This is a genomic window from Alteromonas sp. ABV4_515 (assembly GCF_056160345.1).
Genome location: NZ_JBSWWZ010000006.1, coordinates 404,720 through 419,676 on the forward strand (window position 1 = coordinate 404,720; position 14,957 = coordinate 419,676).

Annotated in this window: 11 protein-coding genes; 10 read left to right on the top strand and 1 reads right to left on the bottom strand. The window is 48.5% G+C overall.

The window, feature by feature from the left end:
- Positions 1–57: 57 nt before the first annotated feature.
- Entirely contained in the window at positions 58–2,376 is a 2,319-nt protein-coding gene (locus tag ACXAGX_RS16100) for a TonB-dependent receptor (protein WP_474818166.1), read from the bottom strand.
- Positions 2,377–2,567: 191 nt separating this feature from the next.
- On the opposite strand from ACXAGX_RS16100, the gene ACXAGX_RS16105 reads away from it, so the two are divergent.
- The 10 genes from ACXAGX_RS16105 (at position 2,568) to ACXAGX_RS16150 (ending at position 14,905) form a co-directional block, all read left to right on the top strand.
- A complete protein-coding gene (locus ACXAGX_RS16105; RefSeq protein WP_474839537.1) occupies positions 2,568–3,863 on the top strand; it encodes a GntP family permease in 1,296 nt (431 codons plus the stop codon).
- Positions 3,864–3,870: 7 nt separating this feature from the next.
- Positions 3,871–5,106 carry an E22 family MetX-like putative esterase gene (locus ACXAGX_RS16110; protein ID WP_474839539.1) on the top strand — a complete coding sequence of 412 codons (1,236 nt, stop codon included), beginning with the start codon at positions 3,871–3,873 and terminating at the stop codon, positions 5,104–5,106.
- A 49-nt stretch (positions 5,107–5,155) separates the two neighbouring features.
- Positions 5,156–6,154, top strand: coding sequence for an extracellular catalytic domain type 2 short-chain-length polyhydroxyalkanoate depolymerase (locus ACXAGX_RS16115; RefSeq protein WP_474818163.1), 999 nt, complete (start codon positions 5,156–5,158; stop codon positions 6,152–6,154).
- A 9-nt stretch (positions 6,155–6,163) separates the two neighbouring features.
- Positions 6,164–6,928 carry a 3-hydroxybutyrate dehydrogenase gene (locus ACXAGX_RS16120; RefSeq protein WP_474839541.1) on the top strand — a complete coding sequence of 255 codons (765 nt, stop codon included), beginning with the start codon at positions 6,164–6,166 and terminating at the stop codon, positions 6,926–6,928.
- Between the two features lie 71 nt (positions 6,929–6,999).
- Positions 7,000–7,875 (top strand): NAD(+) kinase, encoded by an 876-nt coding sequence (gene nadK, locus ACXAGX_RS16125; RefSeq protein WP_474839543.1) that lies wholly within the window; start codon positions 7,000–7,002, stop codon positions 7,873–7,875.
- Positions 7,876–8,175: 300 nt separating this feature from the next.
- Positions 8,176–11,364: an efflux RND transporter permease subunit gene (locus ACXAGX_RS16130; protein ID WP_474839545.1), complete on the top strand. Its 3,189-nt coding sequence runs from the start codon at positions 8,176–8,178 to the stop codon at positions 11,362–11,364.
- The gene (locus ACXAGX_RS16135; RefSeq protein ID WP_474839547.1) at positions 11,361–12,536 is read left to right on the top strand and encodes an efflux RND transporter periplasmic adaptor subunit; all 1,176 of its coding nucleotides are present in this window, start codon (positions 11,361–11,363) and stop codon (positions 12,534–12,536) included. Before ACXAGX_RS16130 ends, ACXAGX_RS16135 begins: the two co-directional genes overlap by 4 nt.
- Before the next feature lie 81 nt (positions 12,537–12,617).
- On the top strand, positions 12,618–13,061 hold the full coding sequence (locus tag ACXAGX_RS16140; RefSeq protein ID WP_474839549.1) for a DUF3859 domain-containing protein: 444 nt from the start codon (positions 12,618–12,620) through the stop codon (positions 13,059–13,061).
- Between the two features lie 154 nt (positions 13,062–13,215).
- On the top strand, positions 13,216–14,130 hold the full coding sequence (locus ACXAGX_RS16145) for a 6-phosphogluconolactonase (protein ID WP_474839551.1): 915 nt from the start codon (positions 13,216–13,218) through the stop codon (positions 14,128–14,130).
- Between the two features lie 82 nt (positions 14,131–14,212).
- The gene (locus ACXAGX_RS16150; protein ID WP_474839552.1) at positions 14,213–14,905 is read left to right on the top strand and encodes an SOS response-associated peptidase family protein; all 693 of its coding nucleotides are present in this window, start codon (positions 14,213–14,215) and stop codon (positions 14,903–14,905) included.
- The last annotated feature ends 52 nt before the right edge of the window (positions 14,906–14,957 follow it).

Below are 14,957 nucleotides of genomic sequence, written 5' to 3' on the forward strand. Positions count from 1 at the left end.
TGAAATGAAAAACGGGCGACACTATGCGCCCGTTTGCCTAAAGCGCTTTAACCCAAATCAAAAACGATAACCCACCGTCAAGTGTACAGTACGCGGGTCGCCATAATAGCCGGCCAGCGTAGTATCGTTACCCAGACCAACGCCGTAAGAACCATCGTCGTTGCGGGTAACAAAGTCATAACCCCCCACCAAATATTCTTCATCGGTGAGGTTCTTCACGTGCAGGCCGGCATACCAGTCACCTTCCATGCTTTCCCAGGTCACGCTGGCGTTCACCATGCCGTAGGCATCCTGCTTAATCAGATCACTGGCTTCAAATAACAGGTAATCGTCACGGTAGTAATAGTTGGCGTTAAATACAAAATCCCCCATGTCGGTCTGTATAAAATACTTAGCAGCAATATTCAGCGTATTTTCCGGCGTGCTTGCCAGGCCAATCAGTGGAGGCACGGCATTGTTTTCTTTAATTTCAAAATCAATGAAACCGTAGGCCACGTCAAAACTCAGGTTCTCAGTAGCAACGTAGGTCATTTCCAGTTCTGCGCCTGTTGCCGATGTTTCTGCGGCATTACGCAGACGCTGTAGCAGCGCCGTTGGATCATCAGAGTTACCTTCAATACCAATGTACTGGCGATCTTTGTGGTCATAGGAGAACAATGTGAGGTTAAAGCGCAGTTGGTCGGTCAGGTCACTTTTCATGCCCAGTTCGAAGGAATCCACCACTTCTGGATCGACGCCGGGCTCATTAAAGGTAGCACGAGGGTTAAAAGTACCTGATTTAAAGCCCTGAGAGTAACTGGCGAAAAACATCATGTCTGGCGACCATTGATATTCCACACCCACGCGAGGGGTGAAACGTGACCAGCTATCAACGGCAGGAGCATCGGGTACACCATCGCCGTCCGTGTCGGTGCCCAGCACCTGCGGCATAGACACGCCATCAGGGCGCACATAGCCATCGTACCAGCCACTTTCGGGATACAAATTATACAGTACTGTTCCATTGAAAACGGTTGCTTGTTTCTCTTCATCGGTAAAACGAGCGCCCAAAGAAACAGACAGTTTCTCTGTAATGTCATAGTTTAGCTGGCCATAAGCGGCAGTACTTTCACTGTTATTACAGCCAGACACTTCACGAGTAAAGCCAGTGGTGCCTTCCGGGAAGATCCCCAGCGCTGCGTAGTCACGACCCAGTACGCCTAGTACAGCATCGAATACGCCGCATGATTCGCCGTCGTAATAGTACAGGCCCCCTACCAGACTGAAGTGACTACCGGCATAATTGAACTGCAATTCATGGGTATCATTTTCATCTTCATAAATAGCCGGTACATCAAAGATATCCAATGCCGTATTATCGAAATCGATATTGGTTGGAGAATAACTTTCACGATGAGAACCGATGTATTTTAACTCCAGCGCATCACTGACATCGTAGCGCGCCATCCAGCTATAGCCTTCCAACTCAACCAAATTCCACGTTGGCATACTGGTATATGAGTCGTACACAGAATCTGGCACTGGCGCATCGGTACGTTGACTATCGATAAGGCGATAGCCGCCCTTGGCGTTAGATTTGTCTTCGGTTTTATCCCAACCAAAGCGCAGGAATAAATCGTCGGTGGGCTCAATTTCCAACGTCAGTCGGGCTGCCCATAAATCTTTGTTGTAGTTTTCACGATCTTGTCCGTCTAACGCACTTTGCAGGAACTCACCATAACCATCGCGGTTTAGATTCGCGTACCCAAACCCAAGGTACACTTTGTCTTCCATGATGGGATACTGACCCATCACCTTCACGTCTTTACGGCTGTAGTTGCCTACTGTGCCTTCTACTGTTAGTTCGGGCGATCCGGACATTTGTTTGGTGACATACTTCACTGCACCACCAATGGTGTTTTTGCCATAAAGCGTACCTTGTGGGCCGCGAAGTACTTCGATGCGCTGCACATCCAGTAAATCCAGCACGGCACCTTGCGGCCGGGCAATGTACATATCATCTACGTAAATTCCGACGCCAGGCTCATAACCCCACAGCGGATCTTGCTGCCCCATACCACGAATAAACGCAGTTAACGTCGAATTAGTCCCCCGACTAGTTTGCAATGTGGTATTGGGCGAAAACTGTTGAATTTCAGTTAAAACGCTAATGCCCTTTTCCGCTAACTCAACCGCACCAACGGAAGTAATTGCGACCGGGGTTTCTTGTAAAGATTCCACCGTTTTACGGGCTGTGACTTCGATGCGCTCGAGCTTGCCGCGGCTTGCGTCTTCAGTATCCTGAGCCAGCGCACTTTGGCTGCTTAGACAAGCGGTGGTGACGGCAACGGCGCAGAGGGTTCTGGCAAAGGTGTAGGGGTTGTGTGTCGTGTTCATGTCATGTCCCTTTTGATTGTTATCTGTTATCAATTCAGTGTCTGAAGCAGCGGTCTTTTTTAAGACTATGTTAATTTTTTGTTTTTGTGAGTAGTACCATCGTACTATGGGCAACACGCTGTTTTACCGACACAATTTAAAATAGTTCCTGAAGCAACTGCGGTCACAGATTGTTTTAAAGGAATCTTCAAATGATAAGTATGATTGGACTCACAGGCGGGCTAGCCCTGCTTATTGTGCTCACCATTCGTGGTATGAATTTATTCATTGCGGCGCCGCTTTGCGCTGTGATTGTTGCCCTCACCAGCGAAATCCCCCTTTTCAGTGGCGAAGAAAATTTCGTTAGCCTGTACATGAGTGGATTTTCAGGTTTTATCGCTGCCTGGTTTTTTATGTTCTTGCTCGGGGCTATTTTCGGAAAGTTCATGGAAGACACCGGTGCAGCAGACTCGGTAGCGCGCTGGATTGTAAACAAACTCGGTTTTAAACACGCCGTGTTGGCAATTGTGCTTGCCTGCGCCATTCTGACATACGGCGGCGTGAGCCTGTTTGTGGTGGCTTTCTCGGTGTACCCCATGGCATTGAGCCTATTCAAAGATGCCAACCTGCCCCGCCGCTTTATTCCCGCGACATTGGCATTTGGTTCGGTGACCTTCACTATGACGTCCGCCGGTTCACCAGAGATCCAGAACTGGATCCCGATTAAATACCTTGGCACCACACCTTTTGCAGCCTGGGAAGTCAGTTTGTTAGTGGCTATTTTTATGGCCACCTTTGGTTACTGGTGGCTTAAACGCATGATTAAAAAAGCCATTGCCAACGGCGAACGTTTCGAAGAACGACCAGAAGATCCCAAGATCGAAGCGCGTGACTACCCGAATCCGATTACCGGCGTGCTCCCCCTGTTTGTGGTACTCGGCCTCTCTTTCCTATTGCACGATTCGTTGGCGCAATTAGCATTAATTGTGGCCTTAACCGGTGGCGTATTAACCCTGATGGTGCTCAACTTTAACTACTTCCACAACCTCGGGCGCGCAGTGAATGAAGGCACTACAGGCGCACTGGTTGCTATTGGTAATACAGCTGCAGTAGTAGGTTTTGGCGCTATTGCGAAAAACACCGAAGCCTTTCAGCAAACGGTTGAGATTATGACGCAGATCCCCGGCAACGAACTTATCGGCGCGGCGATTGCGGTAAGTGTTATGGCGGGCCTTACCGGCTCTGCTTCAGGTGGACAGGTCATTGTGCTGCCCCTCGTGGCGCCTCACTATATTGATCAAGGCGTGCAGCCCGAGCAATTACATCGTATTGTGTCTATCTCATCCGGCGCGCTGGATTCCCTGCCCCACAATGGTTACGTGGTGACGACCATACGCGCCATCTGCCGGGAAACGCATAAAGCGGCTTACGGCCCAATGGCGGCGCTCACTGTGGTGGTGCCGGTAATTGGTCTCGCTATCGCGATTACCATTTTCAGCATTTTTTGAGGCAATTATGACGAAACCGACTCTTAATCTTCATCTGGTGCTGGTATGGTCAATGGCAGTGCTAGCCTCGTTGTCGCAGACAGCCTGTGCAGCCACGCCTTCATCTCCAGAAAAGGCCACACTAATGACTGAAAAACAGGTATTTACCACGACTAACTTTGGAACCTACGGAGGAAAAACCATTCCGGAAGTAAATGTAGGTTGGGAAAGCTATGGTGAACTCAATGCGGCCAAAGATAACGTCATTCTGATCACCCATTATTTCTCTGGTAATTCTCACGCTGCCGGTCGGTACTCTGTCGATGACGCTGAACCTGGCTATTGGGATGCTATCATCGGGCCAGGTAAAGCCATTGATACCAACAAGTATTTTGTGATCAGTGTGGACTCACTGGTGAATCTTTCGGCCTACGATCCGAACGTTGTCACCACTGGCCCCGCTTCTATTAATCCCGAAACAGGCAAACCCTATGGGCTGACTTTTCCCGTTGTGACTATCCGCGATTTTGTTAATGTGCAGAAGTTGGTGCTGGAAAACTTAGGCATTTCCAAACTGCATGCCGTAGTTGGCCCGTCGATGGGTTCAATGCAAGCACAAGATTGGGCGGCGACGTATCCGGATTGGGTGCCGCGTATGGTGGCTGTTATTCCCGCAGCCCAGGCCGACGCCTGGACGGCCGCGGCATTAGAACAATGGGCCATACCTATTCGTTTGGATAAAAACTGGAATAATGGTGATTACACCCGCGAAGCGCCACCGAAAGGCGGACTGGTAGCCGCATTAATGAGTATTACCCTCCAAGCGCTGCACCCGGATTTCTTTAATCAGACCGGTCAGGCACTAGGCTATACGCCGCAAGAGCAAACGCCGCTGAACGATATCCACACCACCCATTCCATAGTGAACTGGTTGCGCGGTCGCGCCGAGGAGCGCGCCGACTTGATGGATGCCAATCACCTGCTTTATTTGGTTCGGGCAAACCAGTTGTTTGTTACCGGGTATGCGGGTTCTTTAGAGGCCGGCTTGAAAAACGTGAAAGCCAAAACCCTGTATCTTCCTGCGAAAACCGACTTGCTTTTGATGCCGTATATGGCTGAAAAGCCATACAGCATTCTTAAATCTCAGGGCAAAAATACACAAATTGACTATCTGGAAGGCGCACTGGGACACCTGGAAGGCGTGACTGATATCAGCCAAAAAGCTGACCTGCTGCGGGCCTTTTTAAATGATGAGCCCCAATAACCTGAAATATCTAAAATCGAACACCCAATTACTAAAACGGAAGCCAACTATGCACGGACTGAAAATAAAAGCCTCTACCGCCCTTCTTACCGCCGCATTCAGTGCAACAGTCGCTGCACAGGTACCGCCATTGCAGCTGGATGTAGAACATATCACTGTGTCGGGCTTATCATCTGGCGGTTATATGGCTAACCAGATGCATATTGCGTATAGCGATTGGATCATTGGCGCCGGTATTCTTGCAGCAGGCCCTTACTACTGTGCTCAGGGCGACATCACGGTAGCACTTAGCCAATGCGTGGACAAAAGTGAACCGGCCATCGATACTGAAGCGCTTAACGACAAAGTGAAGACGTTGGCTGCCAATAAGAAAATCGCTGAATTGTCCAACCTGCAGAACGATAAGGTATGGCTGTTTCATGGCACCCGTGACGTAAGAGTGAACAAATCGGTTAGCGATGCACTTACCGCACAATATCAGGCATTGATGCCATCTGAACAAATAAAGTACATTGATAATAAACCGATCGCCCATTTATTCCCTACAAAGGATCGTGGCGGTCAGTGCATGTCATCATCCTCTCCTTTCATCGGCAATTGCGATTACGATGCCGCCGGCGAAATGCTCAACCACTTGATTGATGATTTAAAACCCGCCAGTGATTCCCTCACCGGCAAGGTAGTCAGCTTTAACCAGCAGAAACTCGGTGGTAAGAGCGCTGCCACGCTGGCAGAAAAAGGCTATGCTTATATTCCTGCCAGTTGCGCTGAAGGTGAAGACTGTCAGGTACACGTGAGCTTCCACGGCTGTAACCAATTCGCTGACACTGTGGGCATGGCTTATGTAGAACAAACCGGAATGAATCAGTGGGCAGACAGCAACAACATGGTGGTTGTTTACCCGCAGACGACGTCGTCTCTAGTTATGCCGTTGAATCCTCAGGGATGCTGGGACTGGTGGGGTTACACCGGTGAAGATTACGCCACACGCAGCGGAAAGCAGATCACTGCCGTTCGCAACATCGTTTTGGGATTATCATCTAAGTAAGGATTTATCATGGCTTTAAACATTTTTATCACCGGTGGTGCCAGTGGCATTGGCTACGGTATTGCCGAATCCCTTGCCTCCGAGGGTCATCATTTAATTATCGCCGACATTGACCTGGACGCCGCAGAGTCAGCCTCACAGAAGTTAAAAGATGAAGGCCATAGTGCCCAAGCCATCGAAGTCAACGTGTGTGATGCCAAGCAGATTGCTGCATTGCCGGAAAAGCTCGGCGACGTAAAAGTCGACGTATTGATTAACAACGCCGGCATTCAGCACGTATCCAAAATTGAAGACTTTCCACCCGAGAAGTGGCAGCAGTTAATTAATATCATGTTGGTTGGCCCGGCCCTGCTCACTCAAGCGTTTCTGCCTGGCATGCGCGAAAAAGACTTTGGCCGCATCATTAATATAGGCTCTATTCATTCGCTGGTCGCTTCGCCGTTTAAGTCGGCTTATGTAGCAGCAAAACATGGTTTGTTGGGTTTCGCGAAAACGATTGCCCTTGAAACCGGCGACTGTAATGTCACTATCAACACCGTTTGCCCGGCTTACGTGAAAACCCCGTTGGTTGAAAAGCAAATTGCCGACCAAGCGCGAGAAAACGGCATTAGCGAAGAAGAAGTTATCAATGAAATCATGCTGAAGCCGATGCCGAAAAAAGCCTTCATCACGTTTGAAGAGCTCGGTGCTACCACCAAATTTTTGATGAGCGATGGTGCCCGCAACATTACCGGTCAGACCATGGTGCTAGACGGCGGCTGGGTTGCGCGCTAACCCTTTCTTTTTTCATAAAACTTGTGCTAATGTCCGAAAAAATGTAGCGGCAAGCGGGCATTAGCCAGAATATGACTTATCAAACGGTAGCGTTGATCGGAAAACCCGATCATCGTGGCATCCAGGATACTCTCCAACAGCTCATTACCTATTTGCGGAAACGTGAATGTCGGGTTTTGGTTGAAGAGTCCATCAAATGCGATCTTGAAACCAATGAGTCCGAGCGGGCGAACCTGGTCACCATTGGCAAAGAAGCCGATCTCGCTGTGGTGATCGGTGGCGATGGTAGCATGCTGGGCGCAGCCCGTGTGCTCTCCCGTTTCGATATTCATGTAGTAGGCGTAAACCGCGGCAATTTGGGTTTTCTCACAGACATTCATCCAGACCAAATTGAGCAACAGCTGGATATTATTTTTTCAGGCGAAACCATGGTAGAAGAACGTTTTCTGCTGGAAGTTTGCGTGTATCGTCACGAAAAGCTGCGGAGTAACAATGCCGCCATGAACGAAGTGGTTCTGCACCACGGTAAAGTGGCGCACATGATGGAATTTGAAATCTACATCGACGGCCAGTTTGTGTTTAGTCAGCGTTCAGACGGCCTGATTGTATCAACACCAACCGGTTCGACGGCGTATTCACTCTCCGCCGGTGGCCCCATCATTGTGCCCCATCTCGATGCGCTTACCTTAGTGCCTATGTTCCCGCATACGTTAAGCAGTCGACCTATTGTGGTAGACTCAAAAAGTATTGTTTCCATGCGGGTTTCTAAAGTGAACAGCGACAGTTTACAGGTTAGCTGTGACAGCCACATTGTACTGCCGGTATTACCCGGTGATGAAATTCGCGTGCATAAAAGTAAAGATACGTTAAAACTGGTCCACCCGAAGGGTTACAGCTATTTCAATGTGCTGCGAAACAAACTTGGATGGGGCAGTAAACTTTATTAATATTCGCTGCGGGTTTAAACATGAAATTTGTTTAATAATTAAGCCCGTCGTTGCTGTCCCCCTTCCAGCAAAATAAAGCAACCTTCCCTAAGCACTCACACCTTACTTAATTTTTAATTAAAAATCATAAGCTTAGCCAGAAAATTATACTTAAGTCTAAATTTTTTAAATGAAATAGCCGAAGTATTCCTGTTTCGTACGACTATATTATTCATTTCATCACAAACGTTAAACATCGTTCATTAACCCTCAAATCGATTCACTCCGTAGGCAACACATACCCTATATTCGGAGCCAGCGATGTTTTCGCTCATCAAAATTGCCCTGAGTCGCCCTTATACCTTTATTGTCATGGCACTCATTCTTCTTATTCTCGGTGTGCTTTCCATTTTCAGAACGCCTGTAGACATTTTTCCCGAAGTGGAAATTCCGGTTGTTGCAGTAGCTTGGGATTATAAAGGCCTGCAACCTGATGAAATGGCAGGCCGCATAATGACCCCCTTCGAAAGGGCACTCACAGCGACTGTTAATGATATAGAACGCATTGAATCGAATTCTTACAACGGCTACGGCATAGTAAAAATTTTCTTTTACCCCACCGCTGATATAAATCTTGCAAACGCGCAGGTCACCAGTGTCGCCCAGTCAAAACTTTCCGATATGCCGGATGGTACCAAGCCTCCACTTATCCTGAATTACACTGCTACCACAGTCCCGGTTATTCAGCTCGCGTTAAGTGGTGAAGGCCTTTCAGAACAACAGTTGTCAGACCTTGCGAAAACCCGCCTGCGTTCGCAGTTAGTGACCGTTCAGGGTGCGGCCATTCCCTACCCTTTCGGAGGCAAGGTAAGACAAATTCAGATTGATCTTGAACCTCAGGCGCTTCAGGCCCGGCAGCTTACCGGCCAGGATGTTGCAAACGCACTGGCTGAGCAAAATCTGGTGATCCCGGCTGGTACACAGAAAATTGGCGAAACAGAATACATTATTGACTTGAATAACTCACCGGAAGCCGTGGAGGACTTTTCAGATATTCCCATCACGAAAGAGGATAATACCGTCGTCTATTTACGTGATGTCGCCACGGTGCGGGACGGCAGTGCTGTACAAACCAATATTGTGAATGTAGATGGCAAGCGTTCGGTATTACTGAGTGTATATAAGCGCGGAAGTACTTCTACACTCGCGCTGGTTGAAGGTATTAAGGCTAAAATAGAAGAAATTCGGCCTCAGTTGCCTGATGGCCTCGAGGTAAAATACCTTGCTGACCAGTCAGGATTTGTTCGCGGTGCAGTGAATGGCGTGGTTACAGGCGGGGTAATCGCTGCCTGCCTGACCGGCCTTATGATTCTGTTGTTTCTCGGCAGCTGGCGTCCCACGCTGATTGTTGCCACCACCATCCCGCTTTCAATACTCGGCGCGGTGTTCGGTCTCTCTTTGCTTGGTAATTCAATGAATATCATGACATTGGGTGGGCTGGCGCTGGCGGTCGGTATTCTTGTCGACCTGGCCACGGTAACCATCGAAAATATTGATGTGCAGCTTAAGAAAGGAGTAGCCGTTAAGGAAGCAATCAGCACTGGCAGTAAGCAGATTATTGTACCAACCTTTGTGTCGTTACTATGTATCTGCGTTGTTTTCATTCCTATGTATTTACTAGAAGGTTTGCCCAGATATCTGTTCGTTCCCCTTGCTCAGGCAGTGATCCTGGCCATGCTGTTTGCTTTTTTGCTTGCGTTTACTCTGGTACCGACCATGGCGAGCCTGCTACTTAAAAGACAGGAAACAAACAACGCATCGGATGGCAAATCTCAAAAGCAATCAAAAGGGTTTCTGGGCAAACTTCAGTCACGATTTGAAAGTGGTTTCGAAAAGCTTAAAAACGGTTATCAATCACTCCTTACTCGCTGTCTGGAGAAAATACGATTATTTGTAATTGGTTTCTCTGTACTGGTTTTACTCTCTTTCGGACTGCTCCCTTTCGTGGGACAAGACTTTTTCCCGAAGGTGGATGGTGGGCAAATTCTCTTGCATGCCAGATTACCGGCAGGTACCCGGGTGGAAGAAACCGCGGCACGTTTTGCCGAAATAGAGGATGCTGTGCGCAACATTGTGCCAGCTAAGGAGCTAGATGTCGCAGTGCAGAACCTTGGTACTTATGATTCAAGCATCAATAATATTTATAGTAACAATGGCACTATCGGTACCCAGGATGGTGATCTGCAGATTGCTCTGGCTGAAGGCCATGCGCCAAGCGCTGAATACGTCAAAGAACTGAGAGCTACCCTGCCATCGCTGTTTCCAGATGTTACCTTCTCATTTCTGCCCGGTGATATTGTCAGTCAGATCCTGAATTTTGGCTCACCGGCTCCGGTGAATATCCAGATAAGCGGCTACGACATTGATAAAAACTTTGCCTATGCCAACACCCTACTGCCACAAATTCGTCGTATCCCGGGACTAAACGATGTGCGCGTTCAGCAAACACCCAACGCGCCTTCGATAAAAGTAAACGTAGACCGCACCCAGGCACTGTTTACCAACGTGACGCAACAGGATATTACCAACTCTATGGTGGTCAACCTGGCCGGTTCGTCGCAGGTTGCACCGTCTTTCTGGCTGGAGCCATCCAGCGGTAATACCTACCCTATTGTGTTACAGACGCCGCAGTACCGCCTTGATTCACTGACCGATTTAAAAAATTTGCCGGTGGATGCAGAAAATAGTGAAGACTCCCTGGTACTTGGTGGACTCGCACAGTTCAAACGCGCCCCCACAAACGGCGTGGTGACGAAAACCAACATACAACCAGTAATTCAGATATATGCCGCTGTTGCGGAACGGGATCTGGGTTCAGTTGTTAAAGATATTAATGAAATTCTTGATAAACAGAAAAAGCAACTGCCGAAAGGCTCATCAGTGACGCTGAGCGGACAGGCAGAGACCATGACTCAGGCATATACCGGCTTGTTAGCTGGCCTCGCCGGGGCTATCGTGCTGGTTTATCTGCTCATCGTCATAAATTTTCAGTCGTGGCGTGATCCGCTGGTTATCATTGGCGCTCTTCCCGCGGCGCTTGCCGGTATAGTCTGGATGTTGTTCCTTTCCGGCACGACCTTCAGCGTACCCGCCCTCACTGGTGCGATCATGTGTATGGGAATTGCAACATCCAACAGCGTGCTGGTTATCAGCTTTGCCCGTGAATTACTGGAAGAGCACGGTGATCCGCTGAAAGCTGCCATAGAGGCCGGTGTTTCCCGTCTGCGCCCGGTTATCATGACGGCGACCGCAACCGTTATCGGCATGTTACCTATGGCACTCGCACTGGGTCAGGGTGGCGAGCAAAACGCGCCACTTGGTCGTGCAGTTATCGGCGGTCTGCTGGTCGCCACTATTGCAACACTCTTTTTTGTGCCGGCTTTGTTCAGCATTGCTCACAGAAACACTGAGAAATCATCACAACCGCAGTCTCAAGGAGAAGACTCATGAAAACTTATCCATTAGGTATGATTAGCATCCGCCTGATTGCAGTGTCTGTTGTTATTATTGCTGTAATCCTCGCAGGCGGTGGATTTTTTGTTAAGGCCCGTCAGCAGGAAAAACTGGCTGAGCGAACTGAGCAGCTTGCTATTCTTCCGGTCAAGGTAACAAAACCGGAAAAACAGGAAAATATGGAACAAATCCGCCTTCCGGGACGGTTGGAAGCATTCAAAACCGCCTCCATTTACGCGAGGGTAGACGGCTATGTCGCTAACTGGTTAGTAGACATTGGCGATAAGGTAGAAAAAGGCGATGTACTGGCAGAACTCGACACGCCGGATATTGACCAGGAATTGTCCAGAGCTGAAGCAAACCTGAATGTGGCAGAAGCCGATGCTGCGCTGGCGAAAACGACGGCCCAACGATGGCAGGAATTGGTAAAATCTAACGCGGTTTCAGTACAGGAAGCCGATCAGAAAACCAGTGAATACAATGCTCTGGCTGCAACGGTAGAGTCGAGCCGTGCGTCGTTAAACTTTCTGAAAGTGCAGCAGCAGTACGCAAAAATAAAAGCTCCGTTCAGCGGCGTGGTTACCGCCAGGAATATTGATGTCGGCGACTTAATCAATGCTGGTAACAGCGGTGGTGAATGGTTATACGAAATTTCGCAGACCGATAAAATCCGGGTTTATGTTCGCGTGCCGCAAAGTTATCTCGATCAGGTTTCAGTGGGGTCCCGGGCAACTATCTCAGTTCCTGGCACCTCTCAGGAGGTGAGGTCAACAGTCACCGCTTACTCAGGTATGGTGGAAAAAGAAAGTGGTACCGCACTTATGCAGATCCTGGTTGATAATGATGAGAGCTCGCTGGCTCCCGGCAGCTTTGCATCGGTTGCACTGGACACTACACAACCTGACGGCACGTTTACCCTGCCCTCTAATACGCTTATTTTTGACGCGGACGGTCTGGCGGTGGCAACTGTTTCCGATGATAATAAAATCGTCAGAATGCCCGTTCAGCTAGCGCGTGATTTGGGTACCATGATCGAAATAAAATCTGGCTTGTCTGGCAATGAGCGCGTGATTACCAGTCCACCTGATGGAATCCAGGACGGTACTGAAGTGCGTATCCAGAAAGACAAAAAGAAAGACGATAAAAAAAATGAAAAAAAGAACGCCTGAATTTCAGGCTTCTTTATTACTGACTTTTATCTGCTCTGCGGTTTCCGATATCATAGGCCGTTTTACTGAAGGCTTCTAAAAATGGCTAAGCACAAACCGGTTATTGAAATGCTGACCTGCGGCATTCATACAAAGTGGGATGCCGACGATAAAGCGCTTCCCAAAATTAAAACCTTCACACAGAGCGTACCTCTCGAACTGGATATTGAGTTCGGGTTTATCGTGAATATCAAGCGAGCTAAAAATCAGAAAGTGCGTTTCTGCATTTATCATCCGGATATCCCTGATAGCGATGGAGAGCCCATGCCGCCCTTTGACGGCGAAGAGTACATTCGTTCTAACGACTGGGATTTCTATCTTGGCGACACATTATGGGAGCCACTGGAAAATAAAGTGGGAGACTGGCGCATGACACTGGAACTGGATGGCAAGATCATTGCTGATAAAACCTTCACCGTAGAAGAAGATTTACCCTACGACGGTGCGCAATTCTGGATGCGCGGGAAACCTAAGTTAAAGCGCTAAAGTACGGCGCTGCTGTGTTACGCAGTTGGCAACAAGAAATTATTGTAAGCGATGAGAACTGAAAGTGATTTAGAAGCCATAATAACGAAATGAAATGCTACCGGTAGCATGGTAATCTAATAAAATATCAATGCAGCATCAAAAGAGGTAATCAATGACATTCAAACGGGACGAGCAGCAAGGCAATATTTGGCTTTCCACCAACCATATTAACGGTGATATTACCGATTTTAGTATTCAGCCTCATATCCTGCCATCTGAAGCCGCCGTGGGAGAAGCCATGTTAGAAGAATTGCTTGCCTCCGCTTCTCAAAAGACCGGAGAAATAAATATCGCATTGCTTGGTGGCCGTGGTGCGCAAGCGTTTCACCGATTACTCGGAGAAAAAGCGCGTACCAGTGAACTCGACCCTATTTTGTCGCGATTGAATGTATTTACCCAAGATGCACTAGCACCGATGAGTATGGGGAATAGTCTGAGCTTTGTAAGAGATTTTGAACGTATTCTGGGCGATGATTTCTTCACTAAAATTAACAGTTTTACGCCCATGCAAACCGATGTAGCCAATCTGGAAGCTGGTCTCACTGCTTATCTGGATAAACTCGAATCGTTAGGTGGGTTGGATATTTTCTTCATTGGTCATGGTCCGGAAGACAACGCAGCCTCTCACCTCGCCTATATAAAGCCCGGCTCCGGTGCAAAAGCTGAACATATGGCTGGTCTTATTCCCATTTCCAGCAGCATTTTGGAACACCACATCAGCAAGTTTAAAGCTGGAGGCAGCAACATCAGTGAGGCCGATGAACAAGAGTGTCGCGCGGCTGGTTTTATCCTTACCCTGGGCCCCGCAGCAATTCTCTCGGCAAAAAAGGTTGTGCAATCAGTGGTCGATGCGTCTACTGCACCGGCCAAGGTACAAACCTATGCTAATGTTATGAATTCACCACTCAGCACCGACATTGAAATGGCAAAACAACAGTTAGATGCAAATCCCGGCCTGTGGATTCGTCTGCATTCAAATAAAAAATCCTTTGTGCTGCAAGATGTTATGAGTGACGTTGTCGCATAACCACGAGGATTATTTTTCACCTTCACTAAACATCGGGCCGCAATCAGCGTATCTTAAACGCTGAATAGATTTGGAGATTGCTATGTGCGGCTTTATTCAACGAGAACCGAAATCCACGGGTTTGCAGGAAGTGTTATCTGAGGCAGGTTTAACTGAAACCTTGCCTCTTTTCGCTGCAGAAAATGAGAACGTGATTAACTTTTACCCGGCTTTTGGAAAAGATCCTTCACGAAAAATCTCGAATCTCATCGTGAGTCCCCAAACAAGCATTGATGCGACCTGGTGGTTCGATGCCAAACCCCACGGCGACAGCCTGTTATTTGGCGACCGCACAACGTTCAACGCCAGAAACCTCGACAGTCCATTTTGGAAACATGCTATACAATCACGCCGCGCTATCGTTGCCGCTACGGCTGTGGGCGAATCGAATCCGGTAGGTAAAGGCAAAGCGCATTACCTGATGAAAGCACGGCGGGGGCTGCTCATCGGCGCCGTTTACCGTATTTTTGACAATGGCTGCGCTGTTTGTTCAGTGATCACCCGCCCGCCCCAGCCTGGTTTTAGTCAGTTTCACGAAAAGTCCATCCCGTGCTTTTTGCCAACAGATCCCCAGGTAATCGATGCCTGGCTAAGCGGCGAACCAAACGACCCTTTGGTAAATGCGCTCCTAGCAAACCCGCGGCTTTACGATGATCTTTGTGTCACTCCAGTGAAAAGCTTCAAAAGTGCAGAGGCTAAAGGCCCTGACATCTGGTTACACGCTAGCGCTCCATAACCGATATAAACGGAATATCGCTTAGGAGCATATTGCTGCTGACATTTAAATT

Excerpts from the sequence above, each read along its gene's own strand:
- ACXAGX_RS16130 (WP_474839545.1), top strand. The coding sequence starts at position 8,176 with ATGTTTTCGCTCATCAAAATTGCCCTGAGTCGCCCTTATACCTTTATT.
- ACXAGX_RS16110 (WP_474839539.1), top strand. The coding sequence starts at position 3,871 with ATGACGAAACCGACTCTTAATCTTCATCTGGTGCTGGTATGGTCAATG.
- ACXAGX_RS16120 (WP_474839541.1), top strand. The coding sequence starts at position 6,164 with ATGGCTTTAAACATTTTTATCACCGGTGGTGCCAGTGGCATTGGCTAC.
- ACXAGX_RS16145 (WP_474839551.1), top strand. The coding sequence starts at position 13,216 with ATGACATTCAAACGGGACGAGCAGCAAGGCAATATTTGGCTTTCCACC.
- ACXAGX_RS16135 (WP_474839547.1), top strand. The coding sequence starts at position 11,361 with ATGAAAACTTATCCATTAGGTATGATTAGCATCCGCCTGATTGCAGTG.
- ACXAGX_RS16115 (WP_474818163.1), top strand. The coding sequence starts at position 5,156 with ATGCACGGACTGAAAATAAAAGCCTCTACCGCCCTTCTTACCGCCGCA.
- ACXAGX_RS16150 (WP_474839552.1), top strand. The coding sequence starts at position 14,213 with ATGTGCGGCTTTATTCAACGAGAACCGAAATCCACGGGTTTGCAGGAA.
- nadK (WP_474839543.1), top strand. The coding sequence starts at position 7,000 with ATGACTTATCAAACGGTAGCGTTGATCGGAAAACCCGATCATCGTGGC.
- ACXAGX_RS16105 (WP_474839537.1), top strand. The coding sequence starts at position 2,568 with ATGATAAGTATGATTGGACTCACAGGCGGGCTAGCCCTGCTTATTGTG.
- ACXAGX_RS16140 (WP_474839549.1), top strand. The coding sequence starts at position 12,618 with ATGGCTAAGCACAAACCGGTTATTGAAATGCTGACCTGCGGCATTCAT.
- ACXAGX_RS16100 (WP_474818166.1), bottom strand. The coding sequence starts at position 2,376 with ATGAACACGACACACAACCCCTACACCTTTGCCAGAACCCTCTGCGCC.